Here is a 24,898-nt window from a genome sequence, read left to right on the forward strand (position 1 = left end):
CGATCATGACCTAAAGGTCAGCTACAAGCGTCAGCCGGCACCTTGCAAGCGCCAGGCGGCAAGGCCCAGCAGGAACCAGCCAATGAGGAACGCCAGACCACCGAAGGGAGTGATGATGCCCAACTTGCTGATGCCGCTCAGGGTCAGCAGATACAGGCTACCGGAGAACAGCAGAATGCCCAGGGTGAACGCAACGCCGGCCCAAGTCACCAGCCGCCCTGGAATATGGGCCGCCAGCAAGGCGACGCCGAACAGCGCCAGGGTATGCACCAACTGGTAAGTGACCCCTGTATGAAAAATAGCCAGGTACTCGGTGCTCAGACGGTTTTTCAGACCGTGAGCGGCAAAGGCGCCGAGGGCGACCCCGGTGAAACCGAAGAAAGCGGCCAACATCAGGAAGCCACGCAACATGAGGAACTCCAGTCAGATTCAGCGCAAAGGGTCTGTATAATGGCGCGCTCAACGGGTTCGGCCAAGCCATCTCTATGCTGCGTTATCTGTTTCGTCGCCTTGTAAAAGCCTTGATGTGGTTCGTGGTCGGCAGCGTGCTGCTGGTGCTGCTGTTCCGTTTCGTGCCGCCACCGGGCACCGCCCTGATGGTGGAACGCAAGGTCGAGTCCTGGATCGACAACGATCCCATCGACCTGCAGCGCACCTGGAAGCCTTGGGATGAAATCTCCGACAACCTCAAGGTGGCGGTGATCGCCGGCGAGGATCAGAAATTCCCCGAGCACTGGGGCTTCGATATCGATGCAATCCAGGCAGCGTTGATCCACAACGAAAGGGGCGGCTCGATCCGTGGCGCCAGCACCTTGAGCCAGCAAGTGTCGAAAAACCTGTTCCTCTGGTCCGGCCGCAGCTACCTGCGCAAGGGGCTGGAAGCCTGGTTCACCGCGCTGATCGAGGTGTTCTGGCCCAAGCAGCGGATTCTTGAGGTCTACCTCAACAGTGTCGAATGGGATGAAGGGGTATTCGGGGCAGAAGCCGCGGCGCGCCATCACTTCGGTGTCAGTGCGGCCAACCTGTCGCGCCAGCAAGCCAGCTTGCTGGCCGCTGTCCTGCCCAATCCAAGGGTGTGGAGCGCAGCACGGCCCAGCACTTACGTGATGCAGCGGGCGGGCTGGGTTCGGCGGCAGATGAGCCAGTTGGGTGGCGCCGATTACCTGAATCGGCTGAACGAGTCGCGCAGGGCGCCCTGGGCGGAGTAACCCGGATCTGGCTTTGCGCCGGCTCTTCTTGAGCATGTTCGAGTTGGGTGCTGGGCTGGGGATTCGCCGGCATGCCGGCTCCTACGACAACCGCACAAGCAAAAACGCCCCGAGTTGATCGGGGCGTTTTGCGTGGTGCCTGGCAATCTCAAGCGGCGATGGACAGTTTCAGCTTGTTCATCGCGCTCTTTTCCAGCTGGCGGATACGCTCGGCCGAAACGTTGTACTTCTGCGCCAGGTCATGCAGCGTGGCTTTCTCTTCTGCCAGCCAGCGCTGGTAGAGGATGTCACGACTGCGCTCGTCCAGCACTTCCAGCGCTTCGTGCAGGTTGTTGGTGGAATTGTCGCTCCAATCGGCATCTTCCAGTTGCAGCGCCGGGTCGTAGCGATGATCTTCCAGGTAGTTGGCCGGCGATTGGAAGGCGCTGTCGTCATCCGCTTCAGCAGCCGGATCGAAGGCCATGTCCTGGCCGGTCAGACGACTTTCCATCTCCCGCACTTCGCGGGGCTCCACGCCCAGGCTCTCAGCCACGCGATGCACTTCTTCGTTGTTCAGCCAGGCCAGACGTTTCTTCTGGCTACGCAGGTTGAAGAACAGCTTGCGCTGAGCCTTGGTGGTCGCAACTTTCACAATCCGCCAGTTACGCAGGATGAACTCGTGAATTTCCGCCTTGATCCAGTGCACCGCAAAGGACACCAGACGCACACCCATTTCCGGGTTGAAGCGTTTCACGGCTTTCATCAGGCCAACGTTGCCTTCCTGGATCAGGTCAGCCTGGGCCAACCCATAGCCGGAATAGCTACGGGCGATATGTACGACAAAACGCAGGTGGGCGAGCACCATCTGCCGAGCCGCCTCAAGATCCTGCTCATAGTAGAGACTCTCGGCCAGTTCACGCTCCTGCTCGGGCGTCAGCAATGGAATGCTGTTCACCGTGTGCACATAAGCCTCCAGGTTTGCGCCTGGAACCAATGCGTAAGCAGGTTGCAAAGAAGTGGTCATACGAAAAAACCTCCGACTCACATAACTCGTGCAGTTCAGCACTGCGAAAATTGACCGGAAACCGCGAAACAAGTTCCCAAATATTCTGAAAGGTCAATACAAGCAAAAAGACATTACTTCGGTGCCAGCTCCCTCAGGTGGCGGGCCACCGCAATCCACGCACCGATATAACCCAACAGCACCGCACCAAGCAAGAGCGATAGACCATCGGCAACCGGCACCCCCGCAAGGGCAAAATCACTGCCGTACAAGCCGGCCAAGCCGATCACCGCGTCGTTCAGCCAGTTCAAGCCGAACGCCAGTACGCCCCAGGACAGAATCCCCGCACCGAAGCCATACAGCGCGCCCATATAAAGGAAGGGACGTCGCACATAGCTGTCTGTGCCGCCGACGAGTTTAATCACTTCTATCTCTGTGCGGCGGTTTTCAATATGAAGACGAATGGTATTGCCTATCACCAAAAGTAATGCAGAAACCAGGAGCACCGTCAGGCCGAAGACAAAGCGGTCCCCCAGCTTGAGGATGGCCGCCAGCCGCTCGACCCATACCAGGTCCAACTGCGCCAGTTGCACCTTGGGCATTTCCGACAACCGCTGGCGCAAGGCCTCCAAGGTTGCCTTGTCCACTTCGTTCGGGGTTACCAGCACTACGCCCGGCAGCGGGTTGTGGGGCAGCTCGCGCAAAGCCTCACCCAAACCGGACTGCTGCTGGAACTCTTCCAGAGCCTTTTCCTTGCTGATGAACTCGGCATCCGCCACACCGGGCAGGCCCTTGATCTCTTCGCCAAGCTTCTCGCCCTCGCTGGCAGAAGCCCCCAGATCCAGGTACAGCGAAATCTGCGCTGCCCGCTGCCAGGAGCCGCCCAGGCGCTCGACGTTGTTGAGCAGCAACGACAGCCCCATGGGCAAGCTCAGGGCCACGGCCATCACCAGACAGGTAAAGAAGCTGCCGATGGGTTGTTTGCCCAGGCGCCGCAGGCTGTCCAGCAAGCTGGCACGATGGCTTTCGATCCAGGCGTGTAGCAGGGTGCCGAAATCCGGACCGTCATCCTCGTCGCGTTTTTTCTTCGGTGGCGGTGCTTCGGATGCCTTGGGCGCTACGCGCTCCGCCACTTTAGGGGTACGTGTGGCACTCATACGCCGGCCTCCCCGTCGCCGATCAATCGGCCGCGTTGCAGGGTCAGCATGCGGTGACGCATGCGGGCGATCAGCGCCAGGTCGTGACTGGCGATCAGCACGCTGGTGCCCAGGCGGTTGATGTCTTCGAACACGCCCATGATTTCCGCCGCAAGACGCGGGTCGAGGTTACCCGTGGGTTCGTCCGCCAGCAGCAGAGCTGGACGATGGACGATGGCCCGAGCAATACCCACGCGCTGTTGCTGACCGGTGGACAGATCACCCGGGTAGAGATCGGTTTTGTCCGACAAGGCCACCCGCTCCAGGGCCGAATCCACGCGCTTGGCGATTTCCGCCTTGGACAGACCAAGGATCTGCAGCGGCAGCGCGACGTTGTTGAAGACCGTGCGATCGAACAGCAACTGGTGATTCTGGAACACCACGCCGATCTGCCGCCGCAGGAAAGGGATCTGTGCATTGCTGATCTGCCCCAGGTCCTGGCCCGCCAGCAGCAATTTGCCGGTAGTCGGGCGCTCCATGGCCAGCAGCAGGCGCAGCAAGGTGCTTTTACCGGCGCCGGAATGGCCGGTGACAAACAGGAATTCGCCGCGACGGACGCGAAAGCTCAGCTCATGCAGGCCAACGTGGCCATTGGGATAGCGCTTACCGACCTGTTCGAAACGAATCATGAACGCTCCCGCTCGGCAAACAGTGCCTGGACAAAGGGTTCTGCTTCAAAAGTACGCAAATCATCGATGCCTTCACCGACCCCGATATAACGGATCGGCAGACCGAATTGCTTGGCCAGGGCGAAGATCACCCCGCCCTTGGCGGTGCCATCGAGCTTGGTCAGGGCCAGACCGGTCAATTCCACGGTCTGGTTGAACTGTTTGGCCTGATTGATGGCGTTCTGGCCGGTACCGGCGTCCAGCACCAGCAACACCTCGTGGGGCGCGTCGGCATCGAGCTTGCCGATCACCCGGCGAACCTTCTTCAGCTCTTCCATCAGGTTGTCTTTGGTGTGCAGGCGCCCCGCCGTGTCGGCGATCAGCACATCGATACCACGGGCTTTGGCAGCCTGGACGGCGTCGAAGATCACCGAGGCGGAATCAGCACCCGTGTGCTGGGCGATGACCGGGATCTTGTTGCGCTCGCCCCAGACTTGCAGTTGCTCCACCGCCGCGGCGCGGAAGGTGTCGCCGGCCGCCAGCATGACTTTCTTGCCTTCCAGCTGCAGCTTCTTCGCCAGCTTGCCGATGGTGGTGGTCTTGCCGGCGCCGTTGACACCCACCACCAGGATCACGAAGGGCTTGTTCTGGGCGACGATTTTCAGCGGCTGCTCCACCGGCTTGAGCATGCCGGTGAGTTCAGCCTGCAACGAGGCGTACAGCGCGTCGGAGTCGGTGAGCTGCTTGCGCGCCACCTTCTGGGTCAGGTTCTGGATGATCACCGAAGTCGCTTCGACCCCGACGTCAGCCGTCAACAGACGGGTTTCCAGGTCTTCCAGCAGTTCGTCATCAATGGCTTTCTTGCCCAGGAACAGGCTGGCCATGCCTTCGCCGATGCTGGCACTGGTCTTGGACAGGCCCTGCTTCAACCGGGCGAAGAAACCGACCTTGCTCTCTTCACTGGAGCGAACAGGCTCGGCGACGGGCTCGGCCTGCGCAGCCACGGCAACCGGCTCGGCTACAGGAGCAGGAGCAGGAGCAGGAGCAGGAGCAGGAGCAGGAGCAGGAGCAGGAGCAGGAGCAGGAGCAGGAGCAGGAGCAGGAGCAACAGGCTCCGGCGCAACGAATACCGGTGCTACCGGAATTTGCGCTTCGAACACCGGAGCCGGGGCGACAACCGGGGCTTCGACCAGCGGTTCAAGCGCAGCGGTCAGGGCTGGAATCGGTGGAGTGACATGTTCCGCCTGAGCGTCCTCCACCAGTGCCACCGGCTCTTCCGCCACCGGCAGAGGCGGCCAGGGCTTGTGCTCCGTGGGTGGGATCAACGGCAGCTCAAGCACGGCGGCCGCTACCGGCTCAGCCTCGACCCGGGGTTGCAACACCGGTTCGGCGATCGGCAGCACCACCGGTTCGGCCGGGGCGATGCTGGGTGCGGATTCAATGGCAGGAGCCGACGCCGGCTCGACAGGCACTTGCGGCTGTTCGACGACGGGTTCCTGCGGCTTTTTGCGCAGCCATCCGAACAGGCCTTTCTTCTCGCCAGCCGCGGCTGGGGTCTTTTTGTCGTCGTTGGAACCAAACATGGAGACGGCTATCTCAAGGTAGCGATGCGCCAGTGGGCGCTTCGGTAAATAAATATTCGATGCAGAACAGACTGTGTTTCATCCAGCTTGTTCACGCGCAACATGTTGTCGAAATGCCCAAAAGCACTTCAAGGATCGATTTTACTTAAGGACTGGAACGGCAAAATCGGCGAAAAGTCGAAGTTTAGCTGACAAATCAAGGCTTTTTGCCGGTAACTCATACAACCTGCTCAAGCACACTCTGATCCGTGCAAGCCTGATAGGCGTGGCCGCCAGTAAAACGGATCAGTATCCTAGCACCTCCTCGCCCGCTGACGCTAAGAACACGCGGGCAGCCCAACAGGTTTAAAAACGAATGAATGCTCTAGCCCGCCGCGCCGCAGGCCTGCTGCTCAGCACAGTTTGTCTGCCCCTTGCAGCCCTGGCTGCCGACCCGCAACCCACCCACGAATTCACCCTCGACAACGGCCTCAAAGTAGTGGTCCGCGAGGACCATCGCGCACCGGTAGTGGTGTCCCAGGTCTGGTACAAGGTCGGCTCCAGCTACGAAACCCCGGGCCAGACCGGTTTGTCCCACGCCCTGGAACACATGATGTTCAAGGGCAGCGAGAAGGTCGGCCCGGGCGAAGCCTCCCTGATCCTGCGGGACCTGGGCGCCGAAGAGAACGCCTTCACCAGCGACGACTTCACCGCTTATTACCAAGTCCTGGCACGGGACCGCCTGGGCGTGGCCCTGGAGCTGGAAGCCGATCGCATGGCCAGCCTGCGCCTGCCGGCCGACGAGTTCACCCGCGAGATCGAAGTGATCAAGGAAGAACGCCGCCTGCGCACCGACGACAAGCCGATGTCCAAGGCCTATGAGCGTTTCAAGGCCATGGCCTACCCCGCCAGCGGCTACCACACGCCGACCATCGGCTGGATGGCCGACCTGAACCGGATGAAGGTCGAGGAACTGCGCCACTGGTATCAAGCCTGGTACGTGCCGAACAACGCCACCCTGGTGGTGGTGGGCGACGTCACCCCGGATGAGGTCAAGACCCTGGCCCAGCGCTACTTCGGCGCCATCCCCAAACGCGACGTGCCACCGGCGAAGATCCCCCTGGAGCTGGCCGAACCCGGCGAGCGCCTGATCACCCTGCACGTGAAGACCCAACTGCCGAGCCTGATGCTGGCCTTCAACGTGCCGAGCATCGCCACGGCTGAAGACAAGCGTTCGGTCAACGCCCTGCGCCTGGCCTCGGCCCTGCTGGACGGCGGCTACAGTGCCCGCATCCCGACCCAGCTGGAGCGCGGCGAAGAGTTGCTGTCCAACGGCTCGAGCAGCTACGACGCCTACAGCCGGGGCGACAGCCTGTTCATGCTCTCGGCCACCCCCAACAGCCAGAAGAAGAAAACCATCGCCCAGGCCGAGGCCGGGCTGTGGCGCCTGCTGGACCAGCTGAAGACCACCCCGCCGTCCGCCGAGGAACTGGAGCGGGTCCGAGCCCAAGTGATTGCCGGGCTGGTCTACGAGCGTGACTCGATCACCAGCCAGGCCAGCGCCATCGGCCAGCTGGAAACCGTCGGCCTGTCGTGGAAGTTGATGGACACCGAGCTTGCGGAACTGCAAAGCGTGACCCCGGAAGACATCCAGAAAGCCGCCCGCACCTATTTCACCCGGGAGCGTATGAGCGTGGCCCATGTACTGCCTGAGGAGTCCGCTCATGAGTAAGCGCAAGAATGCTTCACCGGTCCTGCTGGGCCTGGCCCTGGTCGCCCTGCTCACCGCCGGCGGCCTGTACCTGTCGCGCTCCGGCGAGAGCAATGCCAGCCAGGCCCTGGACAACGCCAAGACCAGCCAGAAGCTGCAGTCCCTGGCCGAGCTGGATGGCAAGGCTCCCAGCCACCGCAACCTCAATGTGCAGACCTGGAGCACTGCCGAAGGCGCCAAGGTGCTGTTCGTCGAAGCCCGCGAGCTGCCGATGTTCGACATGCGCCTGATCTTCGCCGCCGGCAGCAGCCAGGACGGCAACACTTCCGGCCTGGCCCTGCTGACCAACGCCATGCTCAACGAAGGTGTGCCCGGCAAGGATGTTGGCGCCATCGCTCGGGGCTTTGAAAGCCTGGGCGCGGATATCGGCAACGGCGCCTACAAAGACATGGCCGTGGTCTCGCTGCGCAGCCTCAGCGCTGTGGATAAACGCGAACCGGCCCTGAAGCTGTTCGCCGAAGTGGTGGGCAAGCCAACCTTCCCTGCCGACTCCCTGGCGCGGATCAAGAACCAGTTGCTCGCCGGCTTCGAGTACCAGAAGCAGAACCCTGGCAAGCTGGCCAGCCTGGAGCTGATGCAGCGCCTGTACGGCAGCCATCCCTACGCGCATGCCAGCGAAGGCAATGCCAAGAGCGTTCCGAGCATTAGCCTGGCGCAACTGCAAGCATTCCACGCCAAGGCCTATACCGCCGGTAATGTGGTGATCGCTCTGGTGGGCGACCTGTCCCGCAGCGACGCCGAGGCGATTGCCGCACAAGTCTCCGCCGCCCTGCCCAAAGGCCCGGCCCTGGCGAAGATCGAGCAACCCACTGAACCCAAGGCCAGCATCGGCCATATCGAGTTCCCATCGAGCCAGACCAACCTGATGCTGGCGCAACTGGGGATCGACCGTGACGATCCGGACTACGCCGCCGTGTCCCTGGGCAACCAGATCCTCGGCGGTGGCGGTTTCGGCACCCGGCTGATGAGCGAAGTCCGCGAGAAGCGCGGCCTGACCTACGGCGTCTACTCGGGCTTCTCCCCGATGCAGGCCCGCGGCCCGTTCATGATCAACCTGCAGACCCGCGCGGAAATGAGCGAAGGCACCCTGAAGCTGGTGCAGGACGTGTTTGCCGACTACCTGAAGAACGGCCCGACCCAAAAGGAGCTGGACGACGCCAAGCGCGAACTGGCCGGCAGCTTCCCGCTGTCCACCGCCAGCAACGCCGATATCGTCGGCCAGCTGGGCGCCATGGGCTTCTATAATCTGCCGTTGAGCTACCTGGAAGACTTCATGCGTCAATCCCAGGAACTGACGGTGGAACAGGTCAAGGCCGCCATGAACAAGCACCTCGGCGTCGACAAGATGGTCATCGTCAGCGCCGGCCCGACCGTCGCGCAAAAGCCGTTGCCGCCCCCCACTGACAAACCCGCCGAGCAGCCGCTCGGGGTTCCGGAGCATTAATGGCCCGTCCAGCCCGTCCCAGCAAGAAGCCCGTCCACAACCAGCACAATGGCGTGGGCCAGCTGCGCATCATCGGCGGCGAATGGCGCAGCCGTAAGCTGAGCTTCCCCGACCTGCCGGGGTTGCGCCCGACCCCCGACCGGGTGCGTGAAACCCTGTTCAACTGGTTGGCGCCCTATGTGGCCGGGGCCAAGGTCCTCGACCTGTTCGCCGGCAGCGGTGCAGTGTTCCTCGAAGCCCTGTCCCGTGGCGCCGCCACGGGGCTGGCCCTGGACAGCAGCAGCGTGGCGATCTCCAGCCTGCGCGAGCACCTGGGCACCCTGCGTTGCACGGTGGGCCAGGCGCAGACCGCCGACGCCCTGCGCTATCTGGAAACCCAGCCGGCGACGCCGTTCGACCTGGCGTTCCTCGACCCACCGTTCAACCAGAACCTGCTGCCCGCTGCCTGCGCTTTGCTGGAAGAGCGCGGCTGGCTGGCGGACGACGCCTGGATCTACACCGAAAGCGAAACCGCACCGTCGACCCTGGGCCTGCCCGGGAGCTGGCGCCTGCACCGTGAACAAAAATCCGGGCAGGTGTATTACTCCTTGTGGCAACGTATGGCAGACAGCCCCGCGTAGAACCTGTTTACGCTCGGCCGGAACAAGGAGCGCAGCCCGCCCGGGCTGCGCTGCGCCGCATCGAGACCCACCCCGTGCCCAACTCACCTGATCGTTTCACCCCCGCCTTCGGCCTTGGCAACCCGCACCTGCAGACGCTGTGGGGCCCGCTGTGGCGCCCGACTACCCACCTTGAGCGCCAGCGCGAGCGTCTATGGCTGGATGACGGCGACTTTCTCGATCTTGACTGGCACGGCCCCCATAGCGCCGAGGCCCCACTGGTGCTGGTGCTGCATGGGCTGACCGGTTCTTCCAACTCACCTTATGTGGCCGGCCTGCAACAGGCCCTGGCCAGCCAGGGCTGGGCCAGCGCGGCGCTGAACTGGCGCGGCTGCTCCGGCGAACCCAACCTGCTACCCCGCAGCTACCACTCCGGCGCCAGCGAAGACCTGGCTTCGACCATTGCCCATCTGCGAGCCCAGCGCCCCCAGGCACCGCTGTACGCGGTGGGCTACTCCCTGGGGGGCAATGTGCTGCTCAAGTACCTGGGGGAAAGCGGCAGCGCCAGCCCGCTGCAAGGGGCCACGGCAGTGTCGGTGCCGTTTCGCCTGGACCAATGCGCCGACCGCATTGGCCAGGGGTTCTCCAAGGTCTATCAGGCCCACTTCATGCGCGAGATGCTGGCCTACATCAAGAACAAGCAACGCCAGTTCCAGCACGACGGCCGCCATGAAGGCCTGGCGACCCTGGCGCAACTGGGCCCCCTGACCAAGATGCGCACCTTCTGGGACTTCGATGGCCGGGTCACCGCGCCGCTGCATGGCTTTGCCGATGCCCAGGACTACTACCGCCGTGCTTCCAGTCGCTATTTCCTCGGCGAGATCCGCACCCCAACCCTGATCATCCAGGCCGCGGACGATCCCTTTGTGTTCCCCCACAGCCTGCCCGAGGCCGGCGAACTGTCCGCCAGCACCCAATTCGAACTGCAGGCCAAAGGCGGTCACGTGGGCTTTGTCGGGGGCTCTCTGAAACACCCGAGCTACTACCTGGAACAACGCATTCCGCAATGGCTGACCGGCCTGGGCCGCCATGGATAAGTCCGCCCGGGAGTCGATCCGCTTCTGGCAGACCGCGCCCCTGGCCGGGGTCGAATTGCTGGCCGCGCGTTATATCGAACAGCGCTTCGTGCCCCACGTGCACGAGGGTTACGTGATCGGCATGATCATGGCCGGCGCCCAGCGCTACCGCTATCGCGGGGCCGAGCACCTGGCGGGCAGCGGCACCCTGGTGCTGATCAACCCGGATGAATTGCACACCGGGGCCAAGGGCGTCGAAGACGGCTGGCTGTATCGGGCCTTTTACCCGGACAACCGGCAGATTCTCGGCTTGCTGGATGAACTGGAACTGCCCAGCGGCAGCCTGCCGGCCTTTGGCGCCACCCTGTATCGGGACCCGGATCTGGTGCAGGGTTTTGCCCGCCTGCACCACCTGCTGGAAAGCCCGGCCACCGCCCTGCAACAACAGACTCAGTGGCGAGAAATGCTGCTGTTGCTGCTACAGCGTCATGCCGGGGTCCGGGCGCTGGGCGAACCCGGGCAAGAGCACCGGGCGATTGTGCAGGCCAAGGAATTGCTGCGCTCGCAGTTGACGGCGCCACCGTCGTTGGAGGAGTTGGCGGCGGCAGTGAACCTGTCGCCGTTCCACTTTGCCCGGGTGTTTCGCCGGGCTACCGGAATTCCGCCCCACACCTGGCTGATGCAGCAGCGCATTGCCAAGGCCCGCGCCTTGCTGCGCGACGGCTGCCTGCCGCTGGAAGTGGCGACGCAGTTGGGGTTTGCCGACCAAAGCCATCTCAGCCGGCAGTTCAAGCAGGTGTATGGGGTGGCGCCGGCGGCTTACCGCAGCGCCGTTCTTCTGTAGGGCGGCGCGGCTTTCGCGAGCAAGCTCGCTCCTACAGGTCGGCGTGGCCCTGCGGGCCCTAGGAGCTGGCTTGCCAACGAAGAGGCTGGCAGAGTGCTGCCCGTCAGTCGCCAGTGGCGACAGGCCGTTGGGGATCGGTGATCCATTCGCTCCACGAACCCGCGTACAACCGCGCCAGGGGGTAGCCGGCCAGGCACAGGGCGAACAGGTTGTGGCAGGCGGTGACGCCAGAGCCGCAGTAAGCCACCAAGTGCTCCGGGGAGCGCCCGGCGAGCTTTTGCGCGAAACGCTGCTTGAGCTGGTCGGCCGCAAGGAAGCGCCCGTCCTCGCCCAGGTTGTCGGTGAATGCCGCACATTGGGCACCGGGAATATGCCCGGCCACCGGATCGATGGGCTCCACGTCGCCACGGAAACGCGGCAGGCCACGAGCATCCAGCAGGGTCAGGTCTGCCTGGCCCAGGCGCTTGCGCAAGTGCTCGGCATCCAGCAACAGACTGTGGTCGGGTTGACCGTTGAAGTGTCCGGGAACGCCGGCCGGAGCATCCAGACTCAGGGGCAGGCCGGCGGCATGCCAGGCTTTCAGGCCACCATCGAGAATGAATACGCCATCACGCTTGCCCAACCAGGCCAACAACCACCAGGCGCGAGCGGCGTAGGAGCCGGGGCCGTCGTCATAGAGCACGATCTCGCTGTCGTTATCGATGCCCCAGGCCTGCAGGCGCAGCACCAACTGCGCCGGCTCCGGCAACGGATGCCGGCCGGTCACGCCCTTGATCACCGGCGCGCTCAGGTCCCGGTTCAGATCGGCGAAATGCGCCCCGGCGATATGCCCGTCGGCGTAACTGCGCTGGCCGTAATCCGGGTCTTCCAGAGCAAAGCGACAATCCAGAATCACCAGACCGGGCTGCTGTTTCTTCTGGTCCAGGGCAAGCGGGCTGATCAACTGCGCGAGGGACATAGCGGGCTCCTGTGAATAAGTCGGAGGTTGATCCTACTGCACTTCTTCCAGGGCTTGGGCCAGGGGCACGTAAAACTCTTCGAACAGGCCGTTGACCGCTTCCCGGGCCTGGTCGGTGACAAAACCGGCTTCCAGCACCAGCACTTGATAGACGCCGCGCTTGATGGCTTCCTCGCTCAGGTGGGTGGAGCTCTCCCGGGTGGTGCACAGAAAGCGCACCCAGGACGTGAGGATGATCCAGGCATTGAGGGTCAGGGACTCGATCTGCACCTTGTCCATGGCGACGATCCCGGCCTCGACGAAGCGCCCGTAAATGGCCATGCCCTGGATCAGGCAGCGCTGGGAGAAGCGCCGGTAGCGGGCCGCCAGTTCGGCGTCGCTGTCCAGCAGGTGCTCCAGGTCGCGGTGCAGGAAGCGATAGCGCCACATGGCCGCCAGCAGCGCCTGCAGGTAATAGCGCTTGTCTTCCACGGTGACCGCACGCCCGGGGGGTGGGCGCAGGAAGCTGTCCACCAGGCTCTCGTACTCGGCGAACAGCACGGCGATGATCGCCTGCTTGTTGGGGAAGTGGTAGTACAGGTTGCCCGGAGAAATCTCCATGTGCGCCGCAATATGGTTGGTACTGACGTTGCGCTCGCCCTGTTGGTTAAACAGCTCAAGACTGAACTGAACGATGCGTTCGCGGGTTTTTATGCGTGGGGCCATGGGCGTGGGCTTTAATCAGAAGGCTGAGGTGCATCTTACGTTCTATCCCCCTGAGGATAAATCGCGACCGGCACCGGATGGTATTTGACAATTTAGAGCATAAGCTCTAAAAAACTAGCCACCCTATAAAAACCGGAGCCCGTCCATGTCTGCCGAAATCGCTTACCTGCAGGATTCCCTTGAGCAACAGGACGAGCTGCATGAGCTGTTCGAAGCCCAGCGCCGGGCCTTCGCCGCCAATCCCATGCCACCGGCCGCACAACGCCAACAATGGCTCAAATCGCTGCAGAATCTGCTCGACACCGAACGCCAGGCGCTGATCGACGCCATCAGCCAGGACTTCAGCAACCGCAGCGCCGATGAAACCCTGCTGGCCGAGCTGATGCCCAGCCTGCATGGCATCCACTACGCCAGCAAGCACCTGAAAAAATGGATGAAGCCCTCTCGCCGCGCCGTGGGCCTGGCCTTCCAGCCGGCCTCGGCCAAGGTGGTCTATCAGCCGCTGGGGGTGGTGGGCGTCATCGTGCCGTGGAACTACCCGCTGTACCTGTGCATGGGGCCGTTGGTAGGGGCCCTGGCCGCCGGCAACCGGGTGATGCTCAAGCTCAGTGAATCCACCCCGGCCACCGGCCAGTTGCTCAAACAATTGCTGGCCCGGGTGTTCCCCGAGGATCTGGTGTGCGTGGTGCTGGGCGAAGCCGAAGTGGGCATGGCCTTCTCCAAGCTGCGTTTCGACCATCTGCTGTTCACCGGCGCCACCAGTATTGGCAAGCACGTGATGCGCGCAGCGGCAGAGAACCTGACCCCGGTGACCCTTGAGCTGGGAGGCAAGTCCCCGGCCATCGTGTCCCACACCGTGCCCCTCAAGGACGCTGCCGAACGTATCGCCTTCGGCAAGACCCTGAACGCCGGGCAGACCTGCGTCGCCCCGGACTACGTGCTGGTACCTGAAGATCGAATCGGCGCCTTTGTCGAAGCCTATCGCCAGGTGGTGCGCGGTTTCTTCCCGACCCTGGCGGACAACCCCGACTACACCGCGATCATCAACCAGCGCCAGCTGACGCGGCTCAACGGCTACCTGAGTGATGCCACCAGCAAGGGCGCGCTGTTGGTGTCGCTGTTCGAACAGAGCCAGGAGCGGCGCCTGGGCCACAGCCTGCTATTGAATGTCACCGACGAAATGACCGTGATGCAGGACGAGATCTTCGGCCCGATCCTGCCCATCGTGCCCTACAAGACCCTGGACCAGGCCCTCGCCTACATCACCCAGCGTCCGCGCCCCCTGGCCTTGTACTACTTCGGTTACGACAAGTCCGAACAGCAGCGGGTACTCAACGAAACCCACTCCGGCGGCGTGTGCCTCAACGACACCCTGCTGCATGTGGCACAGGATGACCTGCCGTTCGGTGGCGTCGGCCCTTCCGGCATGGGTCACTACCACGGGCATGAAGGCTTCCTGACCTTCAGCAAGGCCAAGGGGGTGTTCATCAAGCAGCGCTTCAATGCAGCTCGCCTGATCTATCCGCCGTACGGCAAGTCGATCCAGAAGCTCATTCAAAAGCTGTTCATCCGCTAAAGAACCTCAACCAGTACATCGCCGGGTAATAACAACAATGACCCCTAGCCTGTCTGAAACACCCGCGCTGTCACGGCGCGGCCTGCTGAAAATCAGCCTTTGCGCCAGTGCTTTCCTGGCCACCGCAGGGCTGGGCGCGAGCCTCAGCGGTTGCTCCGCCAGCACGCCCGCCAGCGGTTTTACCCTGTTGCGCAGCAATGACCTGCCGTTTTTGCGGGCGCTGATCCCGGTGATGCTTGAAGGCGCCGTGGCGGCGGACAAGATGCCCGCCGCCATCGACGGCACCCTGGCCAACCTGGACAACGCCCTCAATCACCTGTCACCGGAAATGTTCAAGCTCACCCAGCAGTTGTTCGATGTGCTGGGCATGGCAGTCACCCGCGGCCCGCTGACGGGGATCTGGGGCAGTTGGGAAAACGCCAGCGCCGAGGCCATCCGCAACTTCCTCAGCCGCTGGGAAAACAGCTTCCTGGCCCTGCTGCGCATGGGCCATGCCTCGTTGCTGCAACTGGTGATGATGGCCTGGTACACCCGCCCCGAATCCTGGGCCCACTGCGGCTACCCCGGGCCGCCCAAGGTCTGATCCGACTCGTCCCGGCGCACCATCCATAATAAGAGAGCACCGAATATGCCCGTACCTGATCTGTTCCGCGAAGGCCTGAAGCGTGGCTGGAAAACCTACAACGGCTCGCAGCTGGAGCAGGACCTGACCCTGGAAGCCGATGTCGCCATCATCGGCAGCGGTGCCGGGGGTGGCACCACCGCCGAAATCCTCAGCGCCGCCGGCTACAAGGTGCTGCTGATCGAGGAAGGCCCGCTCAAGACCAGCGACGATTTCAAGATGCTGGAGGACCACGCCTATACCAGCCTGTATCAGGAAGGCATCGGGCGCATGAGCAAGGACGGCGCCATCACCATCCTCCAGGGCCGCGCCGTGGGCGGCACCACGCTGATCAACTGGACATCGAGCTTCCGCACTCCCGACCCGACCCTGGAACACTGGGCCCGGGAACACGGGGTGGTGGGCCACAGCTCAGCCGAGATGGCGCCCTGGTTCGAGAAGATGGAGCAGCGCCTGGGGGTCGCGCCCTGGGTCATGCCACCCAACGCCAACAACGACGTGATCCGCAAGGGCTGCGAAGCCCTGGGCTACAGCTGGCATGTGATTCCGCGCAACGTCCGCGGCTGCTGGAACCTGGGCTATTGCGGCCTGGGCTGCCCCACCAACGCCAAGCAATCGATGCTGGTGACCACCATTCCAGCGACCCTGGAGAAAGGCGGCGAGCTGCTGTACCTGGCCCGGGCCAATCGCCTGCAGCTCAAGGATGACCAGGTCAGCAGCCTGCAATGTGTGGCCATGGATGCCCGTTGCGTGGCGCCCACCGGACGAACCATCACCGTCAAGGCCAAGCATTACGTGCTGGCTGGCGGCGGCATCAACAGTCCGGCCCTGCTGCTGCGCTCCGATGCCCCGGACCCGCATTCGCGCCTGGGCAAGCGGACCTTCCTGCACTTGGTAAACTTCTCCGCCGGCCAGTTCGACGAAGTGATCAACCCGTTCTACGGCGCCCCCCAGTCGATCTACTCCGACCACTTCCAGTGGCAGGACGGCACCACCGGCAAGATGTCCTACAAACTCGAAGTGCCGCCCCTGCAACCGGCCCTGGCCAGTACCCTGCTAGGCGGTTTCGGGCCGCAGAGCGGGTTGTCCATGGAGCAACTGCCCCACACCCACGCCATGCTGGCCCTGTTGCGGGACGGCTTCCATCCCGACAGCACTGGCGGCAACGTCGAACTGCGGAGCGACGGCACACCGGCGCTCGACTATCAGGTCTCGCCCTACGCCTGGGACGGCCTGCGCCGGGCCTTCCACAGCATGGCGGAGATCCAGTTCGCCGGCGGCGCCAAGGCGGTCAAGCCGCTGCACAGCGACGCCCGCTTCGCCAAGACCCTGAATGAAGTCCGCTCGCAGATCGACGGCCTGGACCTGGCGCTGTACCGCACCCGCCTGGGCAGCGCCCACGTGATGGGCGGCTGCGCCATGGGCGAAGACCCGAAGAACGCCGTGGCCGACAGCCTCGGGCGTCACCATCAACTGCGCAATCTGTCGATCCACGACGGCTCGTTGTTTCCCACCAGCATCGGTGCCAACCCACAGCTGTCGGTCTACGGCCTGACGGCGCAACTGGCCACGGCCCTGGCGGAGCGCTTGAAAACGGCGTGAAAAAGCGGGGTATTTTCGTCGTCTATAGTGCTTTCTTCCCTAAAAGGCGACTTGGCCGACCGGGAAGGCTGCGATACCATCCGACTCCCCAACGGATTCCCGCCAGGACGACGCGATGAACCGAGTGTTGTACCCAGGTACCTTCGACCCTATTACCAAGGGCCACGGCGATCTGGTCGAGCGCGCCTCGCGGCTGTTCGACCACGTGATCATCGCCGTTGCTGCCAGCCCCAAGAAAAACCCGCTGTTCCCCCTGGAACAACGCGTGGAACTGGCGCAAGAGGTGACCAAGCACCTGCCCAACGTTGAAGTCGTCGGCTTCTCCACCCTACTGGCGCACTTTGCCAAGGAGCAGAACGCCAATGTCTTTCTGCGGGGCCTGCGAGCGGTTTCGGACTTTGAATACGAGTTCCAGCTGGCCAACATGAACCGCCAACTGGCGCCGGACGTGGAAAGCCTGTTCCTGACTCCGTCGGAGCGCTACTCGTTCATTTCCTCGACGCTGGTTCGTGAAATCGCGGCCCTGGGCGGTGATATCACCAAGTTCGTCCATCCGGCCGTCGCCGATGCACTGACCCTGCGCTTCAAGAAATAAGCCGTGCGGCCCCGCAGAGGGGCCCTTGCCAGGCGTCAGCCATCGCGCCCGCGTGCACTGCGGGCGTCAATACGGCACAATTGCGCGCATTCGTTTTTACATGCCAGGGCCTGCCGCCCAGGCCGGAGTCCCCCATGTCCCTGATCATCACCGACGATTGCATCAACTGCGACGTCTGCGAACCCGAGTGCCCCAACGCGGCCATTTCTCAAGGCGAGGAGATCTACGTGATCGATCCGAACCTGTGCACCCAGTGCGTCGGCCACTACGACGAGCCACAGTGCCAACAGGTGTGCCCGGTGGATTGCATTCCACTGGACGAAGCGCGTCCGGAAACCGAAGAAGAGTTGATGGCCAAGTACCGGAAGATCACCGGCAAGGCTTGAGTGATAAGGCGCCCTTTCGGCTCCCACAAACAACTGTAGGAGCCGGCTTGCCGGCGAAGCTTCTCAGCTCTGGCAACGTGGGCAATAGACGCTGGCCCGCTGGCCCAGCTTGATTTCCCGCAGCCCCGTGCCGCAGACCTTGCAGTGCTCCCCGCCACGTCCGTAGACGAACAGCTCCTGCTGGAAGTACCCAGGCTGACCGTCGCCGCCGATAAAATCGCGCAGGGTGGTGCCACCCCGCTCGATGGCCGCCGCCAGGATGCGTTTGATCTCGATCGCCAGCTGCAGATAGCGGGCCCGGGAAATGCCCTTGGCCTCACGACGCGGATCGATGCCCGTGGCGAACAGCGCCTCGGTCGCATAGATATTGCCCACCCCCACTACCACCGCGTTGTCCATGATGAACGGCTTGACCGCCATGGAACGTCCCCGGGACAGCTGGAACAGGCGCTCACCATCGAACAGGTCAGTCAACGGTTCCGGTCCCAGGCGCGCCAGCAGCTCGTGATTCAACGGGTCCAGACTCCAGAGCATGGCGCCAAACCGCCGCGGGTCGGTGTAGCGCAGGGCCAGGCCCGACTCCAGTTCGATATCCACATGTTCGTGCTTGGCCGCCGGCAGGCCAATTTCCACCAGGCGCAAATTGCCCGACATGCCCAGATGACTGATGAGGGTGCCGACTTCGGCATTGATCAGCAGGTACTTGGCCCGACGATCCACCTGGACGATGCGCTGCCCGGACAGGCGCACATCCAGATCCTCGGGGATCGGCCAGCGCAAACGCCGGTCACGGACGATGACCCGACTGACCTTCTGGCCTTCCAGGTGCGGTGCGATCCCGCGCCGGGTGGTTTCGACTTCAGGTAATTCAGGCATATCCGCCCCTGGCAATCATCACGAAATGAACGATCAGTGTGCGCCCAGCTCGCGCACGGTTTCCTTGAGGTTCTCGAAGTCGTAATCCGACAGACCGACGTAATCGAGAACCAGATGGCCAATGCTGTTCCACTCGTGATCTTCCACCTGGTTGCCCAGGACCCGGTAGGACGCGCAGATGTGCTCGGCCATCTTCAGGATCGCCAGCAGATTCTTCAGTTGGCTGTTGCGCGAGGACTCGTCGCTGAAGATCGCCAGGGCATTGTGGTGATTGGCGATGGCATTGGTCACATGTTCCGGCAAGCGCCAGGACTTGGCGGTGTAGTAACCCACCACCGCGTGGTTGGTATTGAAGGCACGGTTTTCCGTGTCCACCACCCGCTGCTCCGGCCCGGCGCTGCCATAGGCCTCTTCCAGCACGGTCATGTAGTCGGGGAAACGCTTGAGCATCAGCGGCACGCCGCAGTCGTGGAACAGCCCCAGGGCATAGGCTTCATCCACCGCCTGGGAGCCGGTGCGCTTGGCCAGGGTCAGGCAGGTCATGGCCACATCCTGGGCGGTGTCCCAGAAGCGGTTGAGGGTGACGATGGTTTCGTCACTCATCTCGCCCTTGATCGACTGCGCGTTGATCAGATTGATGATCGAGCGGCTGCCCAAGAGATTCACCGCGCGCTGGATCGAGGCGATCTTGTTGCTCAGGCCGTAATACGGCGAGTTGACGATCTTCAGCAGTGCGCCGGACAGGCCCGGGTCCTGGGATATCAGCTTGGCAATCACTTCCAGGTCGGGGTCGGGCATGTACTGCTCCATCTGCAAATCCACCATGATTTGCGGTTGAGGCGGCACGCTGATGCCTTGCAGGGCCTGTTGAATCTGTTCGGCTGATAGCTCTTGGGACATAAGTACACACTCTGGCTGAGGCGGCGATTCTAACCCCTAACCACACAATGTTGGGCGAACGGACAGGAACTTTACCCCGCGACTTGGTTACACGGCCCTGGCCGCAGGTCCATTGGCCATCGCTTGGGCCCCGCGAAGGGGTATAATCGCGCCCTTTTTTCCGGAGCGACGTCATGTCCCTGCCAAGCCTGCGCCTCAAAGCCAACGCCGATCGCCGCCTGCGCGCCGGCCACCTGTGGGTCTACAGCAACGAAATCGATGTAGCCGCCACCCCTCTGCACGGCTTCAAGGCAGGCGACCAGGCGGTACTGGAAGCCGCCGGCGGCAAGCCTCTGGGCGTGGTTGCCATGAGCCCGAACAACCTGATCTGTGCCCGCCTGCTGTCCCGGGACGCCAAGCTGGCCCTGGACAAGTCGCTGCTGGTGCACCGCCTGAACGTGGCCCTGTCCCTGCGCGAGCGGCTGTTCGACAAGCCGTTCTACCGCCTGGTCTACGGCGACTCCGACCTGCTGCCGGGCCTGGTGGTCGACCGTTTTGGCGACATCCTGGTGGTACAGATCGCCTCGGCGACCATGGAAACCCACAAGGACGACGTGATTGCGGCCCTGACTCAGGTGCTCAAGCCCAGCGGCATCCTGTTCAAGAACGACTCCGCCGCCCGTGACGCCGAAGGCCTGAGCCGCTACGTCGAAACCGTGTTCGGCCTGGTACCGGAGTGGGTTGCTCTGGAAGAGAACGGCGTGAAGTTCGAAGCCCCGGTGATCCAGGGCCAGAAAACCGGCTGGTTCTACGACCACCGCATGAACCGCGCCCGCCTGGCGCCTTACGCCAAGGGCAAGCGCGTGCTGGACCTGTACAGCTACATCGGCGGCTGGGGTGTGCAAGCCGCGGCGTTCGGCGCCAGTGAAGTGTTCTGCGTCGATGCCTCGGCCTTCGCCCTTGATGGCGTGGAGCGCAACGCGGCGCTGAACGGTTTCGCCGAGAAAATGACCTGCATCGAAGGCGATGTCTTCGAAGCCCTGAAAGAGCTGAAAGCCAGTGAAGAGCGCTTCGACGTGATCGTTGCCGACCCACCCGCCTTCATCAAACGCAAGAAAGACCTGAAGAACGGCGAAGGCGCCTACCGCCGCCTGAACGAGCAAGCCATGCGCCTGCTCAACAAGGACGGCATCCTGGTCAGCGCCTCATGCTCGATGCACTTGCCCGAGGACGACCTGCAGAACATCCTGCTGACCAGTGCCCGCCACCTGGACCGCAATATCCAACTGCTGGAACGCGGCGGCCAGGGCCCGGATCACCCGGTGCACCCAGCCATCCCGGAAACCCGCTACATCAAGAGCATCACCTGCCGCCTGCTGCCCAACAGCTGAGCCCGGGCCGACGGCCATTCCCGCCCTGCGCGGGAATGGCCAGCGCCACCGATTGACTTTGCAACGCCACGACTGGATTCTCGGCCCCTCTCAAGGACCGAGACGCCGCACCATGGGCCACTCCCCCGCCACCGCGAAAAAGACATCAGCGATCATCCTGCTGCTGACCATGACCCTGCTCGGGGTTTTCCCGCTGGACGTCATCCTCCCCTCCTTTCCCGCCCTGGCCGAACGCTTCCAGACCTCCAGCGTCGATATCGCGCTGTCCATCAGCCTGTTCGCCATTGGCTTGTCATTTTCCCTGTTGGTGGTCGGACCGCTGTCAGACACCCTAGGGCGAAAGAAGCTGCTACTGGCAGGCATGAGCGTGGCCATCGCCGGGGCGCTCGGTTGCATGACCGCCAGTGAGTACAGCTGGTTTCTGCTGTTTCGCGTGGTCCAGGCAGTCGGCTGTGGCTGCTTCGTGCTGTCCCAGGCACTGGTGCAGGACATGTTCGTCGGCAAGCAGCAGGAGCGCTTGCGCATCGCCATGGTCACCGCCAGCGGTCTCTTCATTTCCCTGTCACCGCTGTTAGGCACCTGGCTGCAGGCCCACCTGGGCTGGCAGGGCAGCTTCGAGGTATTTGTCGGCCTCAGCCTGTTGGTCATCCTCAAGGCCTGCTTCCTGCTGGAGAACACCCCAGGCACGGCGGCGGCACGTCAGCGGAATATCTTCACGGCCTACCGGCTGGTGTTTGCCGACCTGTCGTTCGTCGGCTACTGGCTGATCTCGGCACTGGCCTTCGCCTGCCATTTCTCGTTCATCGTCGTTTCACCGATCATTTTCATGGAGCAGTTGCAGCTCTCGCCCTACCAGTACTCGCTGGCACTGCTGCTGTATGGAGCCGCCTACGTATTGGGCGGCATCGGCGCCGGGGTGATGAACCGTTACCTGCAAGCCAGCACCCAGATCGTCACCGGCCTGGGGCTGATCGCCCTGTCCGGCCTGCTGATGCTGTTGTTGCAGCCGTTCGAGCGGTCCGTCGCCACGGTCCTGGTGCCGATGATCATCTGCACCGCCGGCACCACCATCACCCGCCCGGTGGCAACCTCGCGGGCCATGGGCATTTTTCCGCAGAACGCAGGAACCTCGGCTTCGGCGGGCAACATGATCATCTTTATCAGTGGCGGCCTGATCAGTGGCTTCATCAACCTGAGCAGCAGCAACCTGGTGACGGCGCTGGGCCTGTGCTTTCTGCTGCTGAGTGCTGCCGCCCTGGGCCTGAACAGCCTGGTCAACCGTCGTTATCAGGGCGCTTGCGTCTGAAGATCGCGCAAACGGCACAAATCCCTGAGGTACAGGACAAAGGAGAATGCCAAGGGTGGCCCGGTGAAGTAGCGCAAGGACAGGAACCCGCTCTTGAAGGGGTCCAGATGGTGTTCGTGGGTCCAGAAATCGAACAACGCCTGCACCAGCCACGCAGCGGAAAGGGCCACCAGCATCCAGGCTCCGTCACCCAACAGCCGTCGTTTAAAACCGTCACGTCCCGGCAGCCAAGTGGCGCTGAGCAGCGTCATCAGCAGCAGGAGCACCACCACGCTGTAGATCACCCCACGGGTGGAGGGCAATTCACTGCAGGCCTGCACCAGCACCGCAGCCGCGAAGGCGAGCAGCAAGGCGGCTCGCCAGGTGCGCCACTGGCGGCGTTGCCCGGCCAGCAGTTGCACGAACCCGCCGCCCGTCAGCAGCGCGGCGCCCACCACGGCCATGGCACTGCCCGGCCAGTCGCTGTAGAGCACCAGCCACATCAGCAGCAGACCCTGCAGCAGGCCAGTGCCCAGGTAGAACCTCAGGGATCGCATGTTCGCGGACATTCCAGCTCCATTGGAAGGGGATCGAGGGGCGGCGAGTCTAAACCAGGAGCGGCCAGGCTGGCAGCCTCCCTGTCAGATCCAGGCAATCGCACGCCACAGAGCGGCCACGGCATTCCTTCCTGACGCCAGCGGTGTAGAATCGGCAAATTCATCGCCAGTCATCCCCCGGCGGGTTTATGAGCTCAGGCTGAGGCGCGCGGCGATCCCGCGACGTCATCGGCAGCTTTCGGACACACGGCCATTTCTGAGTGTTCCCGAGGTCAATAGAAGCTCACTCCCCATTTGTTCCCTGATTAGCCGCCCGGAGTGCTCCATGCCTGATTACCGCTCGAAAACATCCACCCACGGCCGCAACATGGCCGGCGCCCGCGCACTGTGGCGCGCCACGGGGATGAAAGATGACGACTTCAAGAAGCCGATCATTGCCATTGCCAACTCCTTCACCCAGTTCGTCCCGGGGCACGTGCACCTGAAGGACCTGGGCCAGCTGGTCGCCCGTGAGATAGAACGCGCCGGTGGCGTGGCCAAGGAATTCAACACCATCGCCGTGGACGACGGCATCGCCATGGGCCACGACGGCATGCTGTATTCGCTGCCGAGCCGCGAGATCATCGCCGACTCCGTGGAATACATGGTCAACGCCCACTGCGCCGACGCCATCGTGTGCATTTCCAACTGCGACAAGATCACCCCCGGCATGCTGATGGCCGCCCTGCGCCTGAACATCCCGGTGATCTTCGTCTCCGGCGGCCCGATGGAAGCCGGCAAGACCAAGCTCGCCAGCCACGGCCTGGACCTGGTGGACGCCATGGTCATCGCCGCCGACTCCAGCGCTTCTGACGAGAAGGTTGCCGAGTACGAGCGCAGCGCCTGCCCGACCTGTGGTTCGTGCTCCGGCATGTTCACCGCCAACTCCATGAACTGCCTGACCGAAGCTCTGGGCCTGGCCCTGCCGGGCAACGGTTCGACACTGGCCACCCACAGCGACCGTGAGGAACTGTTCCTGCGGGCCGGACGCACCATCGTCGAGTTGTGCCAGCGCTACTACGGCGACAACGACGAGTCGGTACTGCCGCGCAACATCGCCAACTTCAAGGCGTTCGAGAACGCCATGACCCTGGACATCGCCATGGGCGGTTCCACCAACACCATCCTGCACCTCTTGGCCGCTGCCCAGGAAGCCGAGATCGACTTCGACCTGCGGGACATCGATCGCCTGTCGCGCCACGTGCCACAGCTGTGCAAAGTGGCGCCGAACATCCAGAAGTACCACATGGAAGACGTGCACCGCGCCGGCGGTATCTTCAGCATCCTCGGCGAATTGGCCCGTGGCGGCCTGCTGCACACCGACCTGCCCACCGTACACAGCAAGACCATGGCCGAGGGCATCGCCCAGTGGGACATCACCCAGACCACGGACGAAGCCGTGCATCACTTCTTCAAGGCCGGCCCGGCGGGCATCCCGACCCAGACCGCCTTCAGCCAGTCGACCCGTTGGGACAGCCTCGACGACGACCGTGAAAACGGCTGCATCCGCAGCGTCGAACATGCCTATTCCAAGGAAGGCGGCCTGGCCGTGCTCTACGGCAACATCGCCCTGGACGGCTGCGTGGTGAAGACCGCCGGTGTCGACGAGTCGATCCACGTCTTCGAAGGTAACGCCAAGATCTTCGAAAGCCAGGACAGCGCCGTGCGCGGCATCCTCGCTGACGAAGTGAAAGCAGGCGACATCGTGATCATTCGTTACGAAGGTCCGAAAGGCGGCCCGGGCATGCAGGAAATGCTCTATCCGACGTCCTACCTGAAATCCAAGGGCCTGGGCAAAGACTGCGCGCTGCTCACCGACGGCCGCTTCTCCGGCGGCACTTCGGGCCTGTCCATCGGCCACGCCTCACCAGAAGCGGCAGCCGGCGGCGCCATTGGTCTGGTGCAGGACGGCGACAAGGTCCTGATCGACATCCCCAACCGCTCGATCAACCTGTTAGTCAGCGACGAGGAACTGGCAGCCCGCCGTGTCGAGCAGGACAAGAAAGGCTGGAAACCGGTGGAGGCACGCCCACGCAAGGTGACCACGGCACTGAAAGCCTACGCCCTGCTGGCCACCAGCGCCGACAAGGGTGCGGTGCGCAACAAGGCCATGCTCGACGGCCTCTGATCGCATTGC

24 protein-coding genes are annotated in these 24,898 nt (G+C 63.1%); 14 read left to right on the plus strand and 10 right to left on the minus strand.

The window, feature by feature from the left end; all coding sequences use genetic code 11:
* Positions 1 to 30: 30 nt before the first annotated feature.
* Positions 31 to 411, minus strand: a complete 381-nt coding sequence (locus tag FW796_RS11190) for a DUF423 domain-containing protein (protein ID WP_346633245.1) — start codon at positions 409 to 411, stop codon at positions 31 to 33.
* A gap of 74 nt (positions 412 to 485) precedes the next feature.
* On the opposite strand from FW796_RS11190, the gene mtgA reads away from it, so the two are divergent.
* Positions 486 to 1,208, plus strand: a complete 723-nt coding sequence (mtgA, locus tag FW796_RS11195; RefSeq protein ID WP_346633246.1) for a monofunctional biosynthetic peptidoglycan transglycosylase — start codon at positions 486 to 488, stop codon at positions 1,206 to 1,208.
* A gap of 148 nt (positions 1,209 to 1,356) precedes the next feature.
* On the opposite strand, the gene rpoH is transcribed toward mtgA, so the two are convergent.
* From rpoH to ftsY, 4 genes are all read right to left on the minus strand, one after another.
* Positions 1,357 to 2,211: an RNA polymerase sigma factor RpoH gene (gene rpoH, locus FW796_RS11200; RefSeq protein ID WP_068575472.1), complete on the minus strand. Its 855-nt coding sequence runs from the start codon at positions 2,209 to 2,211 to the stop codon at positions 1,357 to 1,359.
* Between the two features lie 113 nt (positions 2,212 to 2,324).
* The gene (gene ftsX, locus FW796_RS11205; RefSeq protein WP_346633247.1) at positions 2,325 to 3,347 is read right to left on the minus strand and encodes a permease-like cell division protein FtsX; all 1,023 of its coding nucleotides are present in this window, start codon (positions 3,345 to 3,347) and stop codon (positions 2,325 to 2,327) included.
* The gene (ftsE, locus tag FW796_RS11210; protein ID WP_011064030.1) at positions 3,344 to 4,015 is read right to left on the minus strand and encodes a cell division ATP-binding protein FtsE; all 672 of its coding nucleotides are present in this window, start codon (positions 4,013 to 4,015) and stop codon (positions 3,344 to 3,346) included. Before ftsE ends, ftsX begins: the two co-directional genes overlap by 4 nt.
* A complete protein-coding gene (gene ftsY, locus FW796_RS11215) occupies positions 4,012 to 5,577 on the minus strand; it encodes a signal recognition particle-docking protein FtsY (protein WP_446439368.1) in 1,566 nt (521 codons plus the stop codon). The genes ftsE and ftsY overlap by 4 nt, the downstream gene beginning before the upstream one ends.
* Before the next feature lie 355 nt (positions 5,578 to 5,932).
* Here ftsY and FW796_RS11220 point away from each other — a divergent pair, with 355 nt between their 5' ends.
* The 5 genes from FW796_RS11220 (at position 5,933) to FW796_RS11240 (ending at position 11,290) form a co-directional block, all read left to right on the plus strand.
* On the plus strand, positions 5,933 to 7,288 hold the full coding sequence (locus FW796_RS11220) for a M16 family metallopeptidase (protein ID WP_346633249.1): 1,356 nt from the start codon (positions 5,933 to 5,935) through the stop codon (positions 7,286 to 7,288).
* On the plus strand, positions 7,281 to 8,771 hold the full coding sequence (locus tag FW796_RS11225; protein WP_404937848.1) for a M16 family metallopeptidase: 1,491 nt from the start codon (positions 7,281 to 7,283) through the stop codon (positions 8,769 to 8,771). Before FW796_RS11220 ends, FW796_RS11225 begins: the two co-directional genes overlap by 8 nt.
* A complete protein-coding gene (gene rsmD, locus FW796_RS11230; protein ID WP_404937849.1) occupies positions 8,771 to 9,391 on the plus strand; it encodes a 16S rRNA (guanine(966)-N(2))-methyltransferase RsmD in 621 nt (206 codons plus the stop codon). The genes FW796_RS11225 and rsmD overlap by 1 nt, the downstream gene beginning before the upstream one ends.
* A gap of 74 nt (positions 9,392 to 9,465) precedes the next feature.
* A complete protein-coding gene (locus tag FW796_RS11235; RefSeq protein ID WP_346633252.1) occupies positions 9,466 to 10,467 on the plus strand; it encodes a hydrolase in 1,002 nt (333 codons plus the stop codon).
* The gene (locus FW796_RS11240) at positions 10,460 to 11,290 is read left to right on the plus strand and encodes an AraC family transcriptional regulator (protein WP_346633253.1); all 831 of its coding nucleotides are present in this window, start codon (positions 10,460 to 10,462) and stop codon (positions 11,288 to 11,290) included. The genes FW796_RS11235 and FW796_RS11240 overlap by 8 nt, the downstream gene beginning before the upstream one ends.
* 103 nt (positions 11,291 to 11,393) lie before the next feature.
* Here the strand turns inward: FW796_RS11240 and FW796_RS11245 are convergent, their stop codons facing one another.
* Positions 11,394 to 12,248 (minus strand): sulfurtransferase, encoded by an 855-nt coding sequence (locus tag FW796_RS11245; protein ID WP_346633254.1) that lies wholly within the window; start codon positions 12,246 to 12,248, stop codon positions 11,394 to 11,396.
* 33 nt (positions 12,249 to 12,281) lie between these two features.
* Entirely contained in the window at positions 12,282 to 12,953 is a 672-nt protein-coding gene (locus FW796_RS11250; protein WP_161758648.1) for a TetR/AcrR family transcriptional regulator, read from the minus strand.
* Between the two features lie 145 nt (positions 12,954 to 13,098).
* Between FW796_RS11250 and FW796_RS11255 the strand changes: the two genes are divergently transcribed.
* From FW796_RS11255 to FW796_RS11275, 5 genes are all read left to right on the plus strand, one after another.
* A complete protein-coding gene (locus FW796_RS11255; protein WP_346633255.1) occupies positions 13,099 to 14,529 on the plus strand; it encodes a coniferyl aldehyde dehydrogenase in 1,431 nt (476 codons plus the stop codon).
* A 37-nt stretch (positions 14,530 to 14,566) separates the two neighbouring features.
* Complete coding sequence (locus FW796_RS11260) at positions 14,567 to 15,112, plus strand: twin-arginine translocation pathway signal protein (protein WP_346633256.1); 546 nt, start codon at positions 14,567 to 14,569, stop codon at positions 15,110 to 15,112.
* A gap of 45 nt (positions 15,113 to 15,157) precedes the next feature.
* Positions 15,158 to 16,753, plus strand: a complete 1,596-nt coding sequence (locus FW796_RS11265) for a GMC family oxidoreductase N-terminal domain-containing protein (protein WP_446439369.1) — start codon at positions 15,158 to 15,160, stop codon at positions 16,751 to 16,753.
* A gap of 115 nt (positions 16,754 to 16,868) precedes the next feature.
* Positions 16,869 to 17,348: a pantetheine-phosphate adenylyltransferase gene (gene coaD / locus FW796_RS11270; RefSeq protein WP_003195136.1), complete on the plus strand. Its 480-nt coding sequence runs from the start codon at positions 16,869 to 16,871 to the stop codon at positions 17,346 to 17,348.
* A 134-nt stretch (positions 17,349 to 17,482) separates the two neighbouring features.
* The gene (locus FW796_RS11275; RefSeq protein ID WP_011064042.1) at positions 17,483 to 17,734 is read left to right on the plus strand and encodes a YfhL family 4Fe-4S dicluster ferredoxin; all 252 of its coding nucleotides are present in this window, start codon (positions 17,483 to 17,485) and stop codon (positions 17,732 to 17,734) included.
* A gap of 63 nt (positions 17,735 to 17,797) precedes the next feature.
* On the opposite strand, the gene mutM is transcribed toward FW796_RS11275, so the two are convergent.
* Both mutM and FW796_RS11285 read right to left on the minus strand, forming a co-directional pair.
* Entirely contained in the window at positions 17,798 to 18,610 is an 813-nt protein-coding gene (mutM, locus tag FW796_RS11280; RefSeq protein WP_446439370.1) for a bifunctional DNA-formamidopyrimidine glycosylase/DNA-(apurinic or apyrimidinic site) lyase, read from the minus strand.
* A 33-nt stretch (positions 18,611 to 18,643) separates the two neighbouring features.
* Positions 18,644 to 19,456, minus strand: a complete 813-nt coding sequence (locus tag FW796_RS11285) for an HDOD domain-containing protein (RefSeq protein ID WP_185073746.1) — start codon at positions 19,454 to 19,456, stop codon at positions 18,644 to 18,646.
* A gap of 227 nt (positions 19,457 to 19,683) precedes the next feature.
* Between FW796_RS11285 and FW796_RS11290 the strand changes: the two genes are divergently transcribed.
* Positions 19,684 to 20,880, plus strand: coding sequence for a class I SAM-dependent rRNA methyltransferase (locus FW796_RS11290; RefSeq protein ID WP_346633259.1), 1,197 nt, complete (start codon positions 19,684 to 19,686; stop codon positions 20,878 to 20,880).
* 112 nt (positions 20,881 to 20,992) lie between these two features.
* Positions 20,993 to 22,186, plus strand: a complete 1,194-nt coding sequence (locus FW796_RS11295; protein ID WP_346633260.1) for an MFS transporter — start codon at positions 20,993 to 20,995, stop codon at positions 22,184 to 22,186.
* Here FW796_RS11295 and FW796_RS11300 read toward each other — a convergent pair.
* Positions 22,168 to 22,734 carry a hypothetical protein gene (locus FW796_RS11300; RefSeq protein ID WP_346633261.1) on the minus strand — a complete coding sequence of 189 codons (567 nt, stop codon included), beginning with the start codon at positions 22,732 to 22,734 and terminating at the stop codon, positions 22,168 to 22,170. The two genes, FW796_RS11295 and FW796_RS11300, sit on opposite strands and share 19 nt — an antisense overlap.
* A 313-nt stretch (positions 22,735 to 23,047) precedes the next feature.
* On the opposite strand from FW796_RS11300, the gene ilvD reads away from it, so the two are divergent.
* The gene (gene ilvD / locus FW796_RS11305; RefSeq protein WP_346633262.1) at positions 23,048 to 24,889 is read left to right on the plus strand and encodes a dihydroxy-acid dehydratase; all 1,842 of its coding nucleotides are present in this window, start codon (positions 23,048 to 23,050) and stop codon (positions 24,887 to 24,889) included.
* The last annotated feature ends 9 nt before the right edge of the window (positions 24,890 to 24,898 follow it).

It is taken from the genome of Pseudomonas sp. 910_21, from assembly GCF_052850735.1.

Excerpts from the sequence above, each read along its gene's own strand:
- FW796_RS11190 (WP_346633245.1), bottom strand. The coding sequence starts at position 411 with ATGTTGCGTGGCTTCCTGATGTTGGCCGCTTTCTTCGGTTTCACCGGG.
- mtgA (WP_346633246.1), top strand. The coding sequence starts at position 486 with ATGCTGCGTTATCTGTTTCGTCGCCTTGTAAAAGCCTTGATGTGGTTC.
- rpoH (WP_068575472.1), bottom strand. The coding sequence starts at position 2,211 with ATGACCACTTCTTTGCAACCTGCTTACGCATTGGTTCCAGGCGCAAAC.
- ftsX (WP_346633247.1), bottom strand. The coding sequence starts at position 3,347 with ATGAGTGCCACACGTACCCCTAAAGTGGCGGAGCGCGTAGCGCCCAAG.
- ftsE (WP_011064030.1), bottom strand. The coding sequence starts at position 4,015 with ATGATTCGTTTCGAACAGGTCGGTAAGCGCTATCCCAATGGCCACGTT.
- ftsY (WP_446439368.1), bottom strand. The coding sequence starts at position 5,577 with ATGTTTGGTTCCAACGACGACAAAAAGACCCCAGCCGCGGCTGGCGAG.
- FW796_RS11220 (WP_346633249.1), top strand. The coding sequence starts at position 5,933 with ATGAATGCTCTAGCCCGCCGCGCCGCAGGCCTGCTGCTCAGCACAGTT.
- FW796_RS11225 (WP_404937848.1), top strand. The coding sequence starts at position 7,281 with ATGAGTAAGCGCAAGAATGCTTCACCGGTCCTGCTGGGCCTGGCCCTG.
- rsmD (WP_404937849.1), top strand. The coding sequence starts at position 8,771 with ATGGCCCGTCCAGCCCGTCCCAGCAAGAAGCCCGTCCACAACCAGCAC.
- FW796_RS11240 (WP_346633253.1), top strand. The coding sequence starts at position 10,460 with ATGGATAAGTCCGCCCGGGAGTCGATCCGCTTCTGGCAGACCGCGCCC.
- FW796_RS11245 (WP_346633254.1), bottom strand. The coding sequence starts at position 12,248 with ATGTCCCTCGCGCAGTTGATCAGCCCGCTTGCCCTGGACCAGAAGAAA.
- FW796_RS11250 (WP_161758648.1), bottom strand. The coding sequence starts at position 12,953 with ATGGCCCCACGCATAAAAACCCGCGAACGCATCGTTCAGTTCAGTCTT.
- FW796_RS11255 (WP_346633255.1), top strand. The coding sequence starts at position 13,099 with ATGTCTGCCGAAATCGCTTACCTGCAGGATTCCCTTGAGCAACAGGAC.
- FW796_RS11260 (WP_346633256.1), top strand. The coding sequence starts at position 14,567 with ATGACCCCTAGCCTGTCTGAAACACCCGCGCTGTCACGGCGCGGCCTG.
- FW796_RS11265 (WP_446439369.1), top strand. The coding sequence starts at position 15,158 with ATGCCCGTACCTGATCTGTTCCGCGAAGGCCTGAAGCGTGGCTGGAAA.
- coaD (WP_003195136.1), top strand. The coding sequence starts at position 16,869 with ATGAACCGAGTGTTGTACCCAGGTACCTTCGACCCTATTACCAAGGGC.
- FW796_RS11275 (WP_011064042.1), top strand. The coding sequence starts at position 17,483 with ATGTCCCTGATCATCACCGACGATTGCATCAACTGCGACGTCTGCGAA.
- mutM (WP_446439370.1), bottom strand. The coding sequence starts at position 18,610 with ATGCCTGAATTACCTGAAGTCGAAACCACCCGGCGCGGGATCGCACCG.
- FW796_RS11290 (WP_346633259.1), top strand. The coding sequence starts at position 19,684 with ATGTCCCTGCCAAGCCTGCGCCTCAAAGCCAACGCCGATCGCCGCCTG.
- FW796_RS11295 (WP_346633260.1), top strand. The coding sequence starts at position 20,993 with ATGGGCCACTCCCCCGCCACCGCGAAAAAGACATCAGCGATCATCCTG.
- FW796_RS11300 (WP_346633261.1), bottom strand. The coding sequence starts at position 22,734 with ATGTCCGCGAACATGCGATCCCTGAGGTTCTACCTGGGCACTGGCCTG.
- ilvD (WP_346633262.1), top strand. The coding sequence starts at position 23,048 with ATGCCTGATTACCGCTCGAAAACATCCACCCACGGCCGCAACATGGCC.